Source organism: Veillonella ratti (assembly GCF_003992115.1).
GTDB classification, from domain to species: Bacteria; Bacillota; Negativicutes; order Veillonellales; family Veillonellaceae; genus Veillonella_A; species Veillonella_A ratti.
This window is the reverse complement of sequence record NZ_RQUX01000020.1, coordinates 24,481-44,949: the sequence shown is the minus strand read 5'-3', so window position 1 is coordinate 44,949 and position 20,469 is coordinate 24,481. Positions and strand designations below refer to the sequence as shown.

Annotated in this window: 17 protein-coding genes and 1 other annotated feature; all 17 genes read right to left on the bottom strand. The window is 43.7% G+C overall.

Annotation, left to right across the window (positions count from 1 at the left end; translation table 11 throughout):
- Positions 1–195: 195 nt before the first annotated feature.
- Positions 196–1,470, bottom strand: coding sequence for an O-antigen ligase family protein (locus EO124_RS08605; RefSeq protein WP_127059194.1), 1,275 nt, complete (start codon positions 1,468–1,470; stop codon positions 196–198).
- An 11-nt stretch (positions 1,471–1,481) separates the two neighbouring features.
- Positions 1,482–2,765: a bifunctional folylpolyglutamate synthase/dihydrofolate synthase gene (locus EO124_RS08600; protein WP_127059193.1), complete on the bottom strand. Its 1,284-nt coding sequence runs from the start codon at positions 2,763–2,765 to the stop codon at positions 1,482–1,484.
- Between the two features lie 9 nt (positions 2,766–2,774).
- Complete coding sequence (locus tag EO124_RS08595; protein WP_127059192.1) at positions 2,775–5,432, bottom strand: valine--tRNA ligase; 2,658 nt, start codon at positions 5,430–5,432, stop codon at positions 2,775–2,777.
- 41 nt (positions 5,433–5,473) lie between these two features.
- Positions 5,474–5,697, bottom strand: a binding site (T-box leader).
- 123 nt (positions 5,698–5,820) lie between these two features.
- Positions 5,821–6,744 (bottom strand): twin-arginine translocase subunit TatC, encoded by a 924-nt coding sequence (gene tatC / locus EO124_RS08590; RefSeq protein ID WP_127059191.1) that lies wholly within the window; start codon positions 6,742–6,744, stop codon positions 5,821–5,823.
- A 3-nt stretch (positions 6,745–6,747) separates the two neighbouring features.
- On the bottom strand, positions 6,748–7,719 hold the full coding sequence (locus tag EO124_RS08585) for a polyprenyl synthetase family protein (RefSeq protein ID WP_127059190.1): 972 nt from the start codon (positions 7,717–7,719) through the stop codon (positions 6,748–6,750).
- The gene (gene yihA / locus EO124_RS08580; RefSeq protein WP_127059189.1) at positions 7,716–8,411 is read right to left on the bottom strand and encodes a ribosome biogenesis GTP-binding protein YihA/YsxC; all 696 of its coding nucleotides are present in this window, start codon (positions 8,409–8,411) and stop codon (positions 7,716–7,718) included. The genes EO124_RS08585 and yihA overlap by 4 nt, the downstream gene beginning before the upstream one ends.
- A complete protein-coding gene (gene lon / locus EO124_RS08575) occupies positions 8,408–10,720 on the bottom strand; it encodes an endopeptidase La (protein ID WP_021841713.1) in 2,313 nt (770 codons plus the stop codon). Before lon ends, yihA begins: the two co-directional genes overlap by 4 nt.
- A 73-nt stretch (positions 10,721–10,793) precedes the next feature.
- Positions 10,794–12,044: an ATP-dependent Clp protease ATP-binding subunit ClpX gene (clpX, locus tag EO124_RS08570; protein WP_021841714.1), complete on the bottom strand. Its 1,251-nt coding sequence runs from the start codon at positions 12,042–12,044 to the stop codon at positions 10,794–10,796.
- A gap of 15 nt (positions 12,045–12,059) precedes the next feature.
- Positions 12,060–12,653, bottom strand: a complete 594-nt coding sequence (gene clpP, locus EO124_RS08565; protein ID WP_127059188.1) for an ATP-dependent Clp endopeptidase proteolytic subunit ClpP — start codon at positions 12,651–12,653, stop codon at positions 12,060–12,062.
- A 44-nt stretch (positions 12,654–12,697) separates the two neighbouring features.
- A complete protein-coding gene (tig, locus tag EO124_RS08560; protein ID WP_127059187.1) occupies positions 12,698–14,005 on the bottom strand; it encodes a trigger factor in 1,308 nt (435 codons plus the stop codon).
- 121 nt (positions 14,006–14,126) lie between these two features.
- Entirely contained in the window at positions 14,127–14,582 is a 456-nt protein-coding gene (locus EO124_RS08555; protein ID WP_021841717.1) for a CBS domain-containing protein, read from the bottom strand.
- Positions 14,583–14,796: 214 nt separating this feature from the next.
- Entirely contained in the window at positions 14,797–15,726 is a 930-nt protein-coding gene (locus EO124_RS08550; RefSeq protein ID WP_127059186.1) for a hypothetical protein, read from the bottom strand.
- 22 nt (positions 15,727–15,748) lie between these two features.
- On the bottom strand, positions 15,749–16,225 hold the full coding sequence (gene rlmH / locus EO124_RS08545) for a 23S rRNA (pseudouridine(1915)-N(3))-methyltransferase RlmH (protein WP_021841719.1): 477 nt from the start codon (positions 16,223–16,225) through the stop codon (positions 15,749–15,751).
- A gap of 33 nt (positions 16,226–16,258) precedes the next feature.
- Positions 16,259–17,380 (bottom strand): S1C family serine protease, encoded by a 1,122-nt coding sequence (locus tag EO124_RS08540; RefSeq protein WP_127059185.1) that lies wholly within the window; start codon positions 17,378–17,380, stop codon positions 16,259–16,261.
- 26 nt (positions 17,381–17,406) lie between these two features.
- Positions 17,407–18,276 carry an MBL fold metallo-hydrolase gene (locus EO124_RS08535; RefSeq protein ID WP_127059184.1) on the bottom strand — a complete coding sequence of 290 codons (870 nt, stop codon included), beginning with the start codon at positions 18,274–18,276 and terminating at the stop codon, positions 17,407–17,409.
- A 105-nt stretch (positions 18,277–18,381) separates the two neighbouring features.
- Entirely contained in the window at positions 18,382–19,215 is an 834-nt protein-coding gene (gene larE, locus EO124_RS08530) for an ATP-dependent sacrificial sulfur transferase LarE (protein ID WP_127059183.1), read from the bottom strand.
- Positions 19,216–19,313: 98 nt separating this feature from the next.
- Positions 19,314–20,441 (bottom strand): RuBisCO large subunit C-terminal-like domain-containing protein, encoded by a 1,128-nt coding sequence (locus EO124_RS08525; RefSeq protein ID WP_127059196.1) that lies wholly within the window; start codon positions 20,439–20,441, stop codon positions 19,314–19,316.
- Positions 20,442–20,469: the final 28 nt, after the last annotated feature.

The following is a 20,469-nucleotide window of genomic DNA, read 5'->3' as shown; positions in this document are numbered from 1 at the left end:
TAATTAATCTCATCATACCTATACTTTTTCAGGTTTATTGTTAACCGAATATCTAAATTTTTCGGTTATCAATAAATTAGATTATCAAATTTTTTAATCATTTACATCAGAATATTTCAATCCAATATATCAATATTTGTCTATTAATTATAGTGACTTTAGTAAGTACAAGTATTACTTTACAAATCGAATATATTAATTTTTTATATCTGTTATCGGTTCATTCTCAAGGGGTTTATTCCCCCGTTTTTTATAAGTATATAAAACGGATGAAGCCCAACCTAAGAGTTGCCAAAAAATTACCGATACCTGATGACTGAACAAATCATGGTCAAACAAGCCGCTAACCGTTATGCCTACTACAACGGCACCGATACCATACTTCACGATGTTACTTATAGTTGCTTTCGGCAAACGTAAAGCATACACAGCATGGCCATATATTGCGACAAAATAGAAGAGTGCGCCGGGAATTCCTATTTCTGCTAACATATTTAGAAACATGTTATGGGCATGATAAATTATCACATCAGGGGCCTGAATATAGTAATTATAATGTGGATATTCAAACCAGAAGGCGTCCCATCCGATTCCCAGAATCGGATAATCCGCAATCATATAGGTTGTACTGTCCCATAAAGCCCAGCGCAACACAGCGGATGTATCGTTGCCGTCGAACAGTGACCAAAGCCTTGACGCCACTTCCCCATGGTAGCAAAAAAGTACAATAGGGATTATTAGTAACGACAAAAGCAAGCGTCGATCGATAGTCAGTCCCCAATACACAACAACGCAGGCAAAGCTAAGCCATATGCCTCGCGAATAGGTTAGGGTCATACAAACCAGGAAAAACAATGCCATCGGCACCATCCAGGCCAATAAGCGCCAGCGCTTTTCTTTAAGCCCTTGAAAAATCCCCGTTCCTACCATGGACAATACAATTAATAAATATTCACCGAATAAATTCGGGTTTTGCAATGTAGCAAACATGCGCCGCTTCAAGAGCGGAAAATGCGCCGCATCCACCCACTGTTTTAATAATTCCATAGACGTCGTCATATATTGATAGACACCAACCAAACAAACAATGAATGCCGACCACATGAAAATACGCAAGAAAACACGCCATTGCTCGGGCTCACGCAAATAGCGATAGGTGAGGAAATAAATACCGCCGTACATGCCTACATTATAAAGCCAGCTGGCCGTTGTCCACATCGGCCGAGCTGATCCGAGAGCCGACAATAAACTCCACCCCATAAAGCCCAACACGCACCACTGAAGCCACGATGCAGGTTTTGACAACGGTCTGTAACGCAAGGTATCCCAAACGCTGAGTAAAAGGGCAATAATGACCAGTGCATCACCAAGCCACGGATGTAAGGGCATAACCAACACCACGGCATACAGGAGTCGTGTAATATAATGTTGCAACGGACGGCCCCCGTCAATAAATACTGCACCTGTCATTACTTCATCCTTTACTGAGCTTTTAACCACTCTTCTGCTTCACCTAAAATATACAAGGAACCGGCTACTACAATGATATCGCCGGCCTGGGTAGCAGCCATGGCTTTTTGCATGCCTTCACTGACAGTTTGAGCCGTCTGAGCTACTCCCGGCACAAATTCAGCCAATTCTTCCGGTGTGGATGTGCGCGGCGTCGGAGCCGGCACCGTAATTACAGTATCGTAAGGGTTTACCAAATCCTCTACAACTGTTTTAACTTCTTTATCTTTTAAGACGGACAACACTACCGTTTTCTGTCTGTCTTTAAATACTTCTTCATACGTTAAGCGGAATGCTTCGGCGCCGCCCGCATTATGGGCGCCGTCAAAAATAAAGGTACGGTCGAGTTTTTTGATGATTTCAAAACGGCCGGCCCAGTGAGCCCGAGCCAAACCTTCGCGCAACGTTTCCTCGCTGATTACTTCATCGCGTTCCATTAAAACACGAACGGCACGGAAGGCACAGGCCATATTAACAGCTTGATGAACCCCTACCATTTTGGTAAACAGCATGTCTTTATGACCACTCTTATCTTCCAAGGTAATCATCTGACCATCTTCAGTGACAGTACGACTGCTGATCGAAAAGTCTTCATTAAACACATACGCTTTAGAATTCAACTCTTTGGCTTTATCCTTGATAACAGCCAATGCTTCCCCTTGCGCCGCCGTTACTACCGGAATGCCCGGTTTAATAATGCCCGCTTTATGAGTAGCAATTTCACGGAGGGTGTTACCGCAATACGCCTGATGGTCCATAGATACATTGGTAATTACGGATACTTCAGGGAAAATCACATTCGTTGAATCCAATAAACCGCCGAGGCCTACTTCGATGACTGCATAGTTAACCTGCTGTTCCATGAAGAACAGGAAGGCAGCTGCCGTCAATACTTCAAATTGAGTCGGTGATTCCGATCCTTTCGCTTCAATTTTAGCTACAGCGTCTTTTACTTTTGCAATCAATTCACCAAACGCTTCTTCGGTAATATTGCGACCATTTACCGCAATGCGTTCCGTATAACTGATTAAATGGGGTGAGGTGAAACGGCCGGAACGATGTCCGCTGGTGGTGAGTACCGAATCGATATACACCGTAACGGAGCCTTTACCGTTGGTCCCCGTCACATGGACGGTTTTATAAGACCGTTCAGGATGCCCCAATTCGTCCAATAACGCATGAATGCGTTCCAAACCGGGTTTGATGCCAAAGGATGCACAACTGTCTAAATAGGCCACTGCCTCTGCGTACGTCATGATTACCTCCTATAAGGTTTTAAGAAACTCTTCACGTTCAATAACAGCTTGTTGTTTTTGCTGATATTCAGCCAATTTGGCTTGTTCTTTTGCAACTACATCTGCCGGAGCCTTGGCCACGAAGCCCGGATTACCTAATTTACCTTCTAAACGAGCAATTTCTTTCTTAAGTGTTTCTTTTTCTTTCGTCAAACGTTCCCGTTCTTTGGTTACGTCGATTAAGTCTTTGAGTAAGAGATATACTTCAAGACCGTTAACTACCGTTACGGTAGCATTTTCAGGTTTCGCATCATCGGCACCCAAAATAGTTACCGATTCAGCCCAGCCCAAAGTCTTAAAGTAATCCTGATGTTCGCTTACCATAGTGCGTAGCGATTCATCAGTGACAGCTAAAATAACGGCACTGCGTTTACCCATCGGTACATTCATTTCGGCGCGCATATTACGAATCCCTTTAATGGCATCCATCATGATGTTCATTTGCGCAGCAGCGGTGCTCTGATCACCGAACGGTAAAGCCGTTGGCCATGGAGCCACTACAATGCTTTCCCCTTCATGAGGGAGATGCTGCCAGATATGTTCTGTAACAAATGGCATAAACGGATGCAATAATTCGAGCATATGACGCAAAATAGTTACCAATAAGTATTGAACTACCGCACGGTCACGACCGCCTTCTTTATTATAAAGACGCGGCTTAGCCAATTCGATAAACCAATCGCAATAGCTGTTCCAAATAAAATCATAAACACCGGCAGCTGCTTCACCTAACTCAAATTTATCGAGATTATTGGTGATGGTGGCCACAGCATTATTGTAGGTATCAATAATCCAGCGATCTGCCAACGTAAAGTCTTCTTCACTAGGAACAAACTCAGGATCGTAATTATCTAAGTTCATTATAACAAATTTTGCGGCATTCCAAATCTTATTTGCAAAATTTCGATTAGCTTCTACGCGTTCCATGTAAAAACGCATATCATTACCCGGTGTATTGCCGGTTACCAATGTAAAGCGAAGTGCATCGGCACCGTATTCGTTGATAACATCAAGCGGATTGATACCGTTGCCTAAAGATTTACTCATTTTACGGCCTTGGCTGTCGCGTACGAGACCATGAATGAATACATGTTTGAATGGAATTTCTTTTTCAAATTCGAGACCCATGAAAATCATGCGGGCAACCCAGAAGAAAATAATGTCATAACCGGTTACCATTACACTGGTCGGATACCAATGAGCCAATTCCTTAGTCTGTTCCGGCCAGCCCATAGTCGCAAACGGCCATAAAGCGGAGCTGAACCAAGTATCGAGTACGTCTTCTTCCTGATGAACATGACCGCCACATTTAGGACATTCCGTAACATCGTCCTTAGATACAATCACTTCATCACAATCATCACAGTACCAGGCTGGAATGCGATGGCCCCACCATAACTGACGGGAAATACACCAGTCACGGATGTTTTCCAACCAATTGGTGTACGTTTTGGTAAAACGTTCCGGTACGAATTCGATATCTTTATCTTTAACAACTTTCAAAGCCGGTTCGGCAAGGGGTGCCATTTTTACAAACCACTGTTTCGATACGAGCGGTTCTACGATGGTATTACAACGGGAGCAATGACCTACACTGTGTTCATGGTCTTCTATTTTGGCAAGGAGACCCTGTTCTTTAAGTTCGGCTACTACTTGTTTACGAGCGGCTTCACGGGTCATACCTTCAAAATGGCCGGCTTCGCTGTTCATAGTCGCATCAAGATTCATAACTACGATAGATTCGAGGTTATGACGTTGACCCATTTCAAAGTCGTTAGGGTCATGAGCCGGCGTAATTTTTACACAGCCCGTACCAAAGCTTGGATCTACATAATCATCGGCAATAACCGGAATTTCACGATTTACGAATGGTAATAACAATGTTTTACCGATAATATCTTTATAACGATCATCTTCAGGGTTAACAGCTACGGCCACGTCACCGAACATAGTTTCCGGACGGGTTGTAGCAACCGTTACGAAGCGACCTTCTTCACCGACTACCGGATATTTGATGAACCATAAATGGCCTGCTTCATCACTGTGCTCAACTTCAATATCACTGAGAACGGTATGACAGCTTGGGCACCAGTTGGCAATGCGTTCACCGCGATAAATAAGACCTTTTTCATATAAGCTTACGAATACTTCGCGAACAGCTTTGTAGTAGCCTTCGTCCAAAGTAAAGCGTTCACGGCTCCAGTCACAGGAAGCGCCTAAGCTGCGAATCTGTTTAACAATGGTGCTACCATATTCTTCTTTCCATTGCCAAACACGTTTAACGAACTCTTCACGACCAAGATCATAACGTGTCTTGCCTTCTGTTTTCTTAAGGTTCTGTTCTACTTTTACCTGCGTAGCAATACCGGCATGGTCGGTACCCGGCATCCAAAGCACATTGTAACCTTGCATACGTTTGAAACGAATCAAAATATCCTGCAATGTATTGTCGAGCGCATGACCCATATGAAGTTGCCCCGTTACATTAGGCGGTGGCAATACGATACTGAACGGCTTTTTACTTTCATCTACTTCTTCGTGGAAGTATCCCTGTTTTTCCCAAAATTCATACCAATTCTGCTCAATTTCCCCCGGATTATAGGTTGTTAAATTCTTGAACTCACTCATCTCAAGTTCCTCCTCTATGATATAAAAAAAGCCCTCTCGTCCATTAGGACGAAAGGGCTTAACTTCCGCGGTACCACCTAGATTATTGCCGTTGCAATCACTCATTACCTCTAACGGGGTTAACCGGACAAAACTACACACAATTCAAAGATTGCTTCATCAAGTCAGCTCAAAGGCTACCCTCTTCCTTTCACGTACGTTGCTCGCACCTTACCAACGCTCTCTGCCACGCTATGAGAAGATTTTTCCTTATCTCAGCTTTGTTATACAAATATCAATTAATACGGCTGTAATCATACGGTAATCAGGCCCTACCTGATATACGAGAATTTAAACAACTGTATCTCTACTCATAATATCTAAAAATGTCCAACCTGTCAATTTTTACTTACCGTTTCATCACCTTGGCTACCATCCAGAGACTTAGTTCATAAAGAATAATCATCGGCATGGCAATCATAGTCTGCGAAAACATATCCGGTGTCGGCGATATAAATCCCCCGATAACAAAGGACAGGAAGATAAAGATTTTTCGTTTGGAGCGCAAAAAATCCGACGTAATCAGATTCAGTTTGGCCAAAATAATCATAACAATGGGCAATTCGAATATGAATCCGAAAGGTAGCACAAAAGCTATGACAAAATCTAAGTATTGCCCGATAGAAAATAGAGGCTGCAATTCATCGGTGGCAAAACCAATGAAAAATTTAATGGCCACCGGTAATACCAAAGCATAAGAAAACACGATGCCAATAGCAAACAGCATAATCGCAAACGGTAAGAACCAATTGGTTAATTTTTTCTCTTGTTGTGTTAGTGCCGGAATAACAAAGACCCATATTTCATAGAGCCACACCGGTGATGCTGCAATAACGCCGGCCACAAAAGCTACTTTCATATAGGTAAAAAAAGCTTCCGTCGGGCGCATATAGTACAGCTTACCGGCCGGCGCCACAATCATGGCCAATATATCATCTACATAATAATAGGCGACACAAAAGCCCACCAAAATAGCGAGGACCGAAATAATTATCCGCTTACGCAGTTCACCCAGGTGACCTACTAAGGACATGGCTTTATTTTCAGCCATAATCTGTTCTTCCAGCGGTGTATACTGCGACTCAGTCGCAGCGAGATCAACAGTCGCTACATCACCGGATACAGCCTTCAACTCCTCAGCCGACGCTTCGTCATTTACTTCACCGCGGCGAATTCGTTCGGCTGCCTTTAGGCGTTCTTTTTGCGCCAAAACACTATTCAAGGAAGGCTTTCGTTTCGGGTCATTAAAATCACGTACCTGAAACGATTCCATATATTACACCTTTCTATCAGCCAATGAATCCAATACTTCATAAAGGACAGCTTTACCGGCAAAATCAGGCAAAGCCTCTAATGCTTCGTGGGCATCACGACGATAATCAGCTTCCAATGCTTCTGCATTGGCCACCCCGCCTTGAGCCGCCACATAAGCAATCAGTTCATCCGGCGCCTGACCGTCGGCAATAGCTTGCACGGCTTTAGTGACTTCCGCTTTATTGGCCTCGTTAATGACAGATAATAACGGATAGGTAATGAGACCTTCACGTAAGTCTTTGCCCACCGGTTTGCCCGTTGTTTCAGCAGTAGCAGCATAGTCCATGATATCATCAGTAATCTGGAATGCCATGCCCAAGCCATGCCCGTATTGTTTTAATAAACGAATTTCGGATTCCGACCATTTACCGAGAATACCGCCCAATTCCAAACAAGCTTCTATAAAATCAGCCGTTTTCTTTTGGGTCTTCGTCAAATAACGTTCAATGCCCTGATCAAGACGATATACATCTTCCATCTGCATGAATTCCCCTTCCACCAAGGCGGAAATAATAAACGAGAAAACATGTAAACACGCTACCGAACCAATTTGTGCCACCACATCAAACGCTTTGGCAAATAAGTAGTCACCGCTTAAAATGGCTACCTTATTGCCCTTACTGCAATGAATGGCTTTGGCTCCACGGCGCACTGCTGCCTGATCGAGCACATCATCATGAATCAATGTGGCTAAATGCAGCATTTCTACAGCTGCGGCAATACGGACACGATCCGCTTCCGATGCTTCACCGGCACCGGCTATAAGCAGACATAACCGAGCCCTTAAGCGTTTACCGCCGGCCGCCGAAATGGGGCGAATTAAGCGGTTAAAATCTTCAGAACCGGTTTGCAAGGACTCCGCCAAATAGGCTTCCACTTTTACGAGGTCTGCTTTTACTTGTTCAATTAATGCCAGTTCTTTTTCCAAACTCATTCGTCGACCCCCACAATCACTTGATTAATACGCTTCAACAACAATTCACGGCCTGTATGCTTAAGCGAGCTGTACGGAATAGCCGGTGCTTCACAAGGGAAATTCTCCTTAATAAAGCGCATGTTTTGTTGTCGTTCCTTACTGTTTAATTTATCAACCTTCGTCACCACAATTTGTAACGGTACCCCGGCCTCACGAAGCCAATTGAAAGCTTCTTGATCGATTGGTAATTCCGGATGACGACCGTCTACCAACAAACAGAGCAACATCAGTCGTTCTGATTGTAAAATATAATCGGCAATAAAGGAAGACCATATATTTCGATTACTCTTATCAGTTTTTGCGTACCCATAACCCGGCAAATCCACCAAGAACCACTCATAACGGCGTTCTTCGGTTTCACTGATATCCTCTTTAGACGTAATTGTGAAAAAGTTTATCGTCTTCGTTTTGCCGGGCTGGCCGCTCACCAAGGCAAGGCCTCGGTGATTGCACAGCGAGTTAATCAAAGAAGATTTGCCCACATTGGAGCGGCCCAAGAAGGCCACTTCCACCGTATCTCCTTCCGGATATTGGTCGGGGCGTACGGCAGAAGCCACATATTTGGACGCAATAATACGAGGCCCTTGCGGCTCTTTACGGGTATATACAGGTTTTGGTTGTCTTGGTGTGTTTTTCTTCTGCTTCATCATTTTACAAATGCTCTTGCTAACACTTCATCCATTGTTTTTACCGGCGTAATTTTAAGGCCTTCAATAACAGATGTCGGCATCTCTTCAAGGTCCTTAATATTGCCTTGCGGAATCAATACTTCTTTAATACCGTAGCGTAAAGCTGCCAATAATTTTTCTTTCAAACCGCCAATCGGCAAGACGCGACCGCGCAAAGTAATTTCGCCGGTCATAGCTAAATCGGAACGAACTTTACGGTTTGTTAAAGCCGATACAATAGCCAATGTCATGGTAATACCGGCCGACGGACCGTCTTTAGGGGTGGCCCCTTCCGGTAAATGTACATGTAAATCCATTGTTTTATGGAAGTCTGCCGGAATATCTAACTCCTTCGCATTATGGCGGATGTAGGATAAAGCGGCTTGACCGGATTCCTGCATGACTTTACCGAGGCTGCCGGTTAAGGACAACTTACCGCTACCGGGCATAGTGGTCGCTTCACAAGGAAGTACTACACCGCCCACGGAAGTCCAAGCAAGGCCGCAAACGAGGCCGACTTGCGCGTTCTTCTCCCGTTCCTGTTCCAAATAGATTGGCGCTCCCAAATAGTTGGACAAGTTTTTAACGGTTACACGCGGTGTTGCTTCCGAACCATTGATAATTTCAAAAGCCAATTTACGGAAAATCTTGGCAATCGTTTTTTCCAAAGTACGCACACCGGCTTCGCGAGTATATTCGGAAATTACTTTGCGAAGTACCGCATCGGATAATTTCACATTATGACCGCTTAAACCGTTTTTCTTAATTTGTTTCGGCACTAAATAACGTTTAGCGATTTCCAATTTTTCATCTTCCATGTAACTGGATAATTCAATCACTTCCATGCGGTCCATCAAAGGAGCCGGAATATTGCCCGGTACATTAGCCGTGGTAATCCAGAATACATCGGAGAAGTCAAATGGGATTTCAATAAAATGATCGCTGAACGTCTTGTTCTGCTCAGGATCGAGCACTTCCAATAATGCGGACGAAGGATCACCTTTATAATCGGAAGCCAATTTATCAATTTCATCCAACAAGAATACCGGGTTACGGGTTCCCGCATTCTTAAGGCCCTGAATCATACGGCCCGGCAAAGCACCGATATAGGTACGACGATGACCGCGGATTTCTGCTTCATCACGAACGCCACCTAAGGAAGCGCGGATAAATTTACGATTCATGGCTTTAGCAATAGACGTAGCCAAGGATGTTTTACCAACCCCCGGAGGTCCTACCAAGCAAAGAATAGAGCCGCTCAAGGAATCGGATAATTTACGAACCGCCAAGAATTCCAAGATACGTTCCTTAACCTTTTTAAGGCCATAGTGATCATGGTCTAAAATCTTAGCCGCTTCGCCGATATCAAGACGATCTTCGCTTACTTTATCCCAAGGTAGGGACAATACCCAATCGAGGTAATTGCGCAAAATATTTGCTTCCGGCATCATGGACGGCATACGGCTGTAACGACTGATTTCTTTTTCAATACGTTCACGCACTTCGTCGGACACATTAATTTTCTTAAGCTGTTCACGCAATTCTTCCGCTTCTTCATCAGGGTCGGATTTATCGCCCAATTCATTGTGAATTACACGGATTTTTTCACGCAAGAAGTATTCTTTCTGCGCTTTTTCCATCTGCTGACGCACTTGGTTATTAATGGAGTTTTCCAAATCAGAAATTTGAAGTTCCATATTTAAAGCGCCTACAACCATATTTAAACGACGTAACACATTGAGTTCGCTCAAAAAGCTTTGACGCGTAACGAGTTCCGTCTGTAAGAATTGTACAATTTGGTCAGCCGTTTCGGAGGCGTCGGTGCGCTCCATAACACGGCGAATTTCATCTTCCGTAACAAGTTTGGTTTCTTCAGCCCATTTCAAGAAATTGGACTGAGCCAGACGACGATAGGCTTCAATTTCTACATGATCGTCATACTGGGAAACCAAAGTTTCCATAGTGGCGCGATAATATACGCCACTTTCATCTATATCAACCACTTTAGCGCGGGCAATACCTTCAACTAAAATGCGAACCAAGCCCCCCGGCAAGCGTAGCATTTGTTTGATTTTGACGATGGTCCCTACTTCGGCAATATCCTTTTGTGTCGGGTTCTCCACTTCGTCATCTAATTGAGCGGATACGGCGAGCAAACGCTCATTAGCCATGGCTTCTTCAACGGCCCGAATGGATTTGTCACGACCGATGTCCAGTCGAACTTCTACTTTTGGGAACACTACCATACCGCGTAACGGTACTAAAGGCAGCGAAAAATTCGTCTCACTCATATAGGCTCCTTTTCAAGTTTATATTTACAAAAAGAAACTCATTCCAAAGGAAATGAGTTTCTTAGACTTACAATTAATTCATGCCCTTTACGGCAGACTCATTCTTGAGTATAGGTTCAGCTGTGCCTTTCACAGCATCACGGGTAATGATACAGTCGGTAACACCCTTTTGCGAAGGAATATCATACATGACTTGCTTCATTACTTTCTCAATGATGGATCGTAATCCACGAGCTCCCGTATTACGCTTCATTGCTTCAGCCGCAATTTCCTCTAAAGCATCTTTCTCAAACGTTAAGGATACATCTTCCAAAGAGAGCATCTTTTCGTATTGTTTCGTTAATGCATTGCGAGGCTCTGTTAAAATGCGAATTAAACCTTCCTTATCTAAAGGATCGAGCGTTACCATTACAGGCAAACGTCCGATAAATTCAGGAATCAGACCAAATTTCTGCAAATCTTCCGGAACAACTTCCTTCAAAATAGCAGATACGTCTTTTTCTTCCTGTTTTTGAATATCGGCACCAAATCCTAATGTCTTCTTAGCCGTGCGTTTAGAAATAACCTTTTCGAGGCCATCAAATGCACCGCCGCAAATGAACAAGATATTCGTGGTGTCAATTTGGATTAATTCTTGGTGCGGATGTTTACGCCCACCTTGCGGTGGCACCGACGCAACCGTACCTTCCAATATTTTTAGCAATGCCTGCTGCACACCTTCACCGGATACATCGCGGGTGATGGACGGATTTTCAGATTTACGAGCAATCTTGTCAATCTCATCGATATACACAATGCCGCGCTCTGCTTTGGCCACATCATAATCAGCAGCCTGAATGAGTTTGAGCAAAATGTTCTCCACATCTTCACCTACATAACCGGCTTCGGTTAAGCTGGTAGCGTCAGCAATGGCGAACGGAACTTCCAGCATTTTTGCCAAAGTCTGTGCCAATAACGTCTTACCGCTACCGGTTGGTCCGATAAATAACACATTGGCTTTCTGTAATTCTACATCATCCACCGTATTATTTACCTGCAACCGTTTATAGTGATTATAAACTGCAACGGCCAAGGAGACTTTAGCAGCCTCCTGACCAATTACATATTCATCTAAATAAGCCTTAATTTCATGAGGCGTAGGTACATGCTTTAATGAAAACCCTGCTTCATCACTATGACCGAGTTCCTCATCAATAATATTCTGACAAACTTCTACGCATTCGTCACAAATATATACATTAGGACCTGCCACTAATTTACGAACTTCGTCGCCGGTGCGCCCGCAGAAGCTACAACGCAACGTTTCTTTTTCGTCTTTTTTCAAGCTGAGTCCTCCTAATTACTTGTCTGTTGCTACAGGACGAGTCAATACCTCATCAATTAAACCGTATTTCACAGCATCTTCGGCACTCATGAAGTTGTCGCGATCCGTATCACGGGCGATAACATCAATCGGCTGCCCACTGTGAGATGCCAATAAGCCATTCAATTCTTCACGCATGCGCAAAATTTCACGAGCATGAATTTCAATTTCAGAAGCCTGACCTTGTACGCCGCCAAGCGGTTGGTGAATCATAACGCGGGCATGTGGCAAAGCATAACGCTTACCTTTAGCACCGGCGGTTAATAATACAGCACCCATGCTGGCTGCGGAACCTACACAAATGGTAGATACATCCGGCTTAATATATTGCATTGTATCATAAATCGCCATGCCGGCAGTTACAACACCGCCGGGGCTGTTAATGTACAAATGAATGTCTTTATCAGGGTCTTCCGCTTCCAAGAACAGTAATTGTGCAATAACAAGGTTAGCCACATCATCATTGATAGGACCGCCCAAGAAGACAATTCTGTCTTTTAACAAACGAGAATAAATATCATAGGAACGTTCGCCACGTCCGCTTTGTTCTACAACGATTGGTACATACATAAAATTTTTACCTCATGGGTCCATGTACCTATATAGCCCGTGGATTATTTATCCTGGGATTCTGCGCCTTTAGCCTGTTCGATGATTAAACGAGCGGCTTTTTTACGAGCTACAGAATTTCTCAACATAGCTACACGGCCTTCTTTAACAATAATATTCATAACTTCTTTAGGATCTGCCCCGAATTGTTGAGCCATCATGTAGATTTCCATGTTCATATCTTCAGGTTTTACTTCTACATTTTCAGCTTTAGCAATTGCTTCCAATACTAAATCGGCGCGAACGTTTTCAGCTGCATTAGCTTTGTATTCTTCGCGAAGGCTTTCCATAGTTTTGTTGGAGAATTTCAAATAGTCTTCCAATTTCAAGCCACGGCCTTCCAAATTCATAGCCATTTCTTGAATCATCTGTTCAACGCGATCGTCTACCATGATTTCAGGAATATCTACGGATGCATTTTTAACTGCTTGTTCAATAATAGCAGCATTGTAAGCATCGATAGCACGATGTGCAGCGTCTTCTTCCATGTTTTTGCGAAGATCAGCTTTTAATTCTTCCATAGTTTCATAAGAGCTGGCTTCTTTAGCGAATTCGTCGTTCAATTCAGGCAATTCTTTGCGTTTAATGTCGTGAACATGAACTTTGAATACAGCTTCTTTGTTAGCCAATTCTTTTACAAAATAATCTTCAGGGAAGGTTACTTTAACTTCTACATCATCGCCGGCTGCATGACCAATCAATTGATCTTCAAAACCCGGGATGAAGCTGCCGGAACCGATTTGAAGCGGGTAGGATTTACCTTCGCCACCGTCAAAAGGTTTACCGTCGATAGAACCGGCAAAATCGATAACAGCAAAGTCATCTTTCTGTAATTTAGCATCTGCATCAGCTACTACCATTTTAGCTTGCTGGTTGCGGATATTATCTAACTGTTCCTGAATCTGTTCATCAGTTACCGTAGCATCCTGTTTTTCAGCTTCAAGGCCTTTGTATTCGCCAAGAGTAACTTCTGGGCGTTTAGTAAGAGTGGCTTTGAATACTAAATCTTTACCTTCTTCAAACGTTACGCGTTCGATTTCAGGTTCACTTACAGGAATGATTTCATTAGCAGTCAAAGCTTCTTGGTAAGCGCGACCGGCAATTACGTCAAAAGCTTCTTCCAAAATAGCTTCTTTGCCGAAGTTCATTTCTAAAATACGGCGAGGTGCTTTACCTTTACGGAAGCCCGGAATATTTACCTGGCCGGCAATGCGTTTTACAGCTTGCTGAATACCTTTGGTTACGTCTTTAGCAGGTACTTCGATTGTTAAGGTTACCTTATGTTGATCAACAGGGGTTACAGTTGCATTCATGAAAATATGTCCTCCTTGAGGGCTAAATGCCCAAAATTTCTGTTTTATAATATTGCATTCCTTATCTTATCATAAAATTTGAATGTATGCAATTTTATGTGATAAAAGTAGCGATTTTATTTTAATTTTCTTTCGCAATCAATTCCATTACATCGCGGCGACTGAACACGCCCACTACCGTGTTAGTTTCATCAACTACCGGCACGGTCTTCAAATGTTTTTCCAGCATAGTGGCCACTACACCTTCCACTTCATCTTTTGGCGAGCACGTAATAACTTCGGTAGTCATTAATTCTTCTACATGAGCGGCCAAGAGTTTCTTGAACTGAGCGTTATATTCGCCAATGCCACTGTAATAGATGCTGGCACCCAAAACATTGACATAGTGCGGTGCATGAGGGCGAATCTTTTTATAAAGTAAATCCCCTTCTGTGATGATGCCGATTAATTTATTATCTTCATCCACTACGGTCAAAGCGGCTACCTGATATTTAACAAGCAACTTTGCTGCTTCATTGATTGACAACTCTTTACTGATTGTTGCGGGATATTTGTTCATAGCTTCAGCGATTAACATAGGATTACCTCCCTCACTACAAAATTTACTATTAGTGCTGAATGTAAAAGCATCGAATTCTAAGTCTGATTGTAAAAACTTTAAATCATTTAATTTCAAACCCTTTAATTCTGCACTAATCGCAATTACAACTTATATATATATCTTTGACAATATAGTCGTAAAATCCTGCTATATAATTTATTTTTATCTTTATTTAGTGCAAAACAAGTGTTTATTTTAGTACAAAATAAGCAATCACTGCCAACACAATGACGGCAAATACAATGACAACCTGCCACCCCCGGCGATTGCCGCCTTCACCGCCTTCATCAACGCCGATTAAATTGCCGTCCTCATCATAACGATTGCGGTACTGTCCTTCCAAGTCGTCATAGTCTCTTACATCTTCCACCTGTTTCTTATAGCGTCGCGCCGCAACCTGCCTGGCACGCTCCTGCACATCAAGTTCCATCTGACTTACTTGAAGTGTGGTAAGATCCTTTTTCAAAGATTCCAAAAGGCCGCTGATGAATACGAGGCGCCCTTCCAAAATTTTGTTTACATCAAACGATCGTTGGAGCCATGACTGGTAAGCTACCTTCAATACCTTATGATTCGCATCTCCCGCTGTACCTTCGGTTTTGATGAGACTCGCCGTTTTGCTTTCACTCGCCAAGGCGTCCAAAAATGTCTGTGCATAGCGACTGAACTCAACCAATAACTTCGTCAAATCGCCGCTTTGCATGCCCAACTCTTCTTTGCGATGCATAATGTATTGTGGTGTAAAATTGCCTTTTTCCAACTTTTGAATGGACATAGCCGCATCAGCGTAGGCCCCTAAAGTTGAATTCACTATGCGGGTCGTATTCGCAACCTCTTCCAACGTTTTTTGCAAAAAATCATTCCGTTCTTTCAGTTCCGCCGCAACTGCTATCTGCATATCAAGGGCGGCTACAGCTTCGGCCAATACAGCGGCCTGTTGCTGTAATAAGGCCAGATTATTGTGAATGATCGTCTGCGCCGTCTTAGCGGCATCAATATAGGTTCTATAAAATCCGTCACTGCCCTCGTTCTGTTGCACCTGCCAGAGCGTTTCCAGACTCGGCATGCCACTGAAATTGGCATTTGCTTCATTATTCGTTGTATCTACTTTATCTGTCACTCTATTACCTCCATCTGCTCCCTTACCAATGATAAGGTTCATGACGATTAATTTTACAAGCGCGGTAAATCTGTTCTACCAATAAGAGCCGCACCATTTGATGGGTAAAGGTCATGGGGCTGAAAGATAATCTTAAATCGGCTCGCGACCTAAGCCCTTCCGACACCCCAAAGGCACCACCGATGATAAAAGTCATCTCACTGATACCTTGCACTTCCAAGTCGGCAATCTTTTCCGCCAAGGCCTCCGACGACATGGTCTTGCCCTTCACGTCCAGTAAAACGACAAAGCTCTTCGGGTTTATTTGTTTGAGCAATCGTTCCCCTTCCTCCGCCACAATAGCCTGACGTTTGCTATCATCGGCACTGGGCAATTTACTTTCATTCAATTCCGTAATTGTCACACCGCCATATACCGTAAGGCGTTTCACAAATTCGGCTACCCCGTCGCGCAGATAAGCGGTTTTAAGCTTGCCTACGGCTAATACGGTAAATTTCATAAATCAGATTACACCTGCCTCCCCGTAATTTTACTAATTCGTTGAATCCGGCAACGTGCCAAGAGTAATGGATACCGTGTGTTCAGCACCATTGCTGAGCACCGTAAGATTCAACGATTCGCCCGGTTTATGATTATCTAAAATTTGTTTCAACTGCATTAAGTTGGTAATAGATTTCTCACCTACCGCTGTGATAATATCACCTTCACTGATATCGCTGTTAGCGGCCGGTCCGTCGCTATAAATACGCGCTACCAATAAACCGTCTGTCTTAAGCTGTAAGCCGTATTTTGCCGCATTTTGTTTATCCAAAAGACCTAATCCCAAATACGCACGAACTACTTTACCTTTTTCAATAAGTTCTTTAACAATCGGTTTTACTTCATTGATAGGAATGGAGAACCCCATGCCTTCAATACCGGTCTGCGAAATTTTAGCACTGTTAATACCGATAACGTCGCCATCCGCATTAACGAGCGCACCGCCGGAATTCCCCGGATTAATAGCCGCATCCGTTTGAATAAGCGGGAATCGTTGCGATTCCATATTGATTGTACGATGCAAAGCACTGATAACACCGGCCGTAACAGTTCCTTGGAATTCTAAGCCTAACGGATTACCGATGGCGATAGCCGGTTCACCAACATGCAATTGATCAGAATCGCCCAAAGTAGCTACTGGCATATTTTCGGTCGGATCAATTTTAACAACCGCTAAGTCAGTCAACGGATCGACACCCACAATGGTACCAGTTTGTGAAGAACCATCACTTAAGGACACCGTAACCTTGCGATTATTCGCCTGCGCCACTACGTGATAATTAGTAACGATGTAGCCCGCTTTATCGATGATAACCCCGGAGCCCACACCTTCACCAACCAATACTTGTTGGTCAAAAATATTACGATCATACACTTTCGTGGTAATACCTACCACAGCCGGTCCTGCTTTCTTAACCGCCGACACAATCGCCGTATTGCGATTATCGGAAAGGGGTACCGATTTCTTAGTACCATCGGCAGTGACGGCCGTAGTTTCCTGGGTGATACTCTTAGTGTTACCAAAAAAATTACCCGTCAAATAACCCCCTACAGTGCCCGCAATAATGAGCACTACAGCTAACAGAATAAATAAGCCTCTTCTTTTGTTATCCATAATAAACCTCCTGACTTAAGAATCAGCTACGCACGGATCGTTACCATTTCTTTCGGCTGACCGTGAAAAATTGTTATATCCTGCTTCATTATAAGCCCTTCCGCCGTTAACGCAGTGGTCACCGTATCGGTTACTACAGCTTGTTCATTATTCTTTTCGGAGCGATGAGCCATAACTACTTGCAAATGTTCGGGCCGCTTCATCATGAGTAATGCTTGCGCCGCGTGTTCATTACTTAAATGGCCGTAAGGGCCGGCTACACGTTTTTTCAAATCAAACGGATACGGGCCGTACTTGAGCATTTGCGGATCGTAATTTGCTTCTAAAACCAACAAATCACTTTCATCCATATTTTTTAACATCGTGTCATCCACCAGCCCCGTATCGGTCATAAAGGTCAATTTATGCTTACCGTTATAACAACTGAGCCCCATAGGATCTGCCGCATCATGACTGGTACGGAACGTTTCTATTTGTAAATCACCGATGGTGAAATTATTCTTCGTCAAAACGCAAAAAGCCTTGGTATCAAAATTCTTACGATTTACGAGTTCACGCATCGTACCTGCTCTGGTATAGACAGGCACATTGCACTGTTTAAGTAATTGCGGCAATCCCGCCATATGGTCGGTATGCTCATGAGTAATGCAGATAGCACTTAATTTATCGAGGCCTAAACCTACCGCTTTAAGGCCGTTGGTAATACGCCGGGCACTGATGCCGGCATCTACCAAAATTGTGGTATTTTTGTAGGTTATAAGCGTTGCATTACCTTGACTGCCACTGGCCAGCACATGTACGGCAAACGGAGCTTCCGAAGACTCTAAAGTTTCGTAAGCCGCCGCTATAGCACGGGCTCTATCCGTCATTACATTTGTCACTTCTTTGTCTTCCAAAATAACTCCTTCTTACTTCTTACTTCTTACTTCTTACTTTTTCTTATTTTATATCTTAATTTCGTTACTTTATTTCGTTACGTTCACTTTGTTGCTTTGCCGGTATTACTGTTTCACTTCACGATTCAAATTGCCGCTCTTGAAGCTTTGTAAATCGACACTCACATAGGTGAAACCAAATTCTTCAAACGCTTTACGAATCGCTTCACGTCGTTCATCATCGGCAAAAATCTGAAAATCTTCACGACTTACTTCAATGCGTGCCATACCTTCATGGTATCGCACTCGCAAAGGACCGTCAATGAATTGATGTAAATACTTTTCGCCTTTTTCAATCATCGTTAATGCTTCGCCGGTAATCTCATGATTGTAAGGAATACGCGTAGCCAAGCATGGCGAACTTGGTTTGTCCCATACTTCTAAGCCCCAAGCCTTCGCTACGGCGCGAATATCATCCTTAGTAAAGCCGTTTTCCAACAAAGGACTGCGAACGGTGCCAAGCTCTTCCAAAGCGCGCATACCGGGCCGATAGTCTTTTTTATCATCCAAATTACCACCGTCAAGAACGCCGTTAATACCTTGTTCTTTAGCCCAGTCGATTAACTTCTGAAAACGATTCTTTTTGCAATAATAACAACGATCCGGATCGTTGCGCGTAAAATCAGGCATCTCCAATTCGTTAATTTCCACCACCGTATGCTTGATACCTATAGCTTTGGCAAAGCGTTTGGCATCTTCAATTTCTTCCTCCGGTAAGGTTGGCGAACTCACCGTAAACGCCTCGGCCTTATCACCAAGAACCTTATGTGCTACAGCAGCTAAAAAAGTGCTGTCTACGCCTCCGGAAAAGGCCACTACAGCGCTCCCCATACGCTGTAAAGTAGCTTCCAAGGCAGACAGTTTAGTCTGCAATTCAGTATTCAACTCACTTGAACTCATTTTTGTCTCTCTTTCTCTTTGTATAAAACAGTTGATGCACATCATAAAGAAACTGTTCTCACTCAGTTCAAACTAAGATTCTGCCACCGTCTGTAAATTTAACTGTGCTGAGCTAATAACTCAACAAAAGCCTTCATATTGGCCGCCAAATCGGGGCCGCGCCGGAACATATCGCCACCGACTAAGAACATCGTATCCGGACCGTAAATATCCAGTAACTCCGGCAAACGTTTTTCCGTAACACCACCGCCCGGTGAAGGACACGTAGCTTTCAAACCTGCAATCGGATTCGTACAGTAGGCGGAAATACGTTGACATTGCTGCGCCGTAAAGGTAAAACGACCTCCATAGGACACAAAAATCGACATATCGGAACCAAATAAACGCGGCAATAAGCCCATCCATAGATAATCGGCAATACCGGAAATCCCCGGTAATACAAACCCGCCCATCATGGCCGGATGTGTAATAATCGGCAAGCCTAATTCATCATCAGTAGCCAAACGATTAAGCCAACCGTAACCAACTAAAGCCGGTGCCACCATTAACGCCGTAGCGCCCATTGATTTAGCATAATGAGCTCGCTCCAACACCGCTTCACCGTCAGCCGATACATTGGCGGCATACAGCGTATGACGCCCGGTTTGCGCATTTGTTTCAGCTACAGCGGCCGCACAACGCTTAATTCGCTCTTCAAAAGTACAAAACTGTTGATTTGTGATACCGTGATCATCTTTAATCACATCGGCTCCACCCTGCACATAGGCTTTGCACATGTCCGCCAATTTGGCCGGTGACGTTCCCATCGGCTTAATCACCGCTTGTATCATAGCACGCTTTGGTGTTTTCACCAATTCACGGATGCCCTCTAAACCAAATCGTGGACCTTTAAAGTGCTCAATCAGCGATGGCGCAAGCTCAATGTCCACTACCCAAATATGGGGTTGCAAGGACGAATTACCGAACATCACATTCAAAAATTGGGTAGCTTCAAAAGCACTGCATTCCACACCATAGGAAATGCGCGCCAAATAATATTTACCGTCACCGGTAGGTTCCAACGATTCAAGGCGCCCCACTATATCGCGTTTAATATCTTCATTCGTTACAAAATCATAAGGAAATTCAATGGTTTGTTCCACTTGTACACCCCAAGCAACGGCTTTCGCCTCTTCATAGCTTGGCGCTTCTATCTGATAGGTCACCACAAACCGCTCATTACACAAGGTCTCCATTTTTGCCTCCTTTTTACAT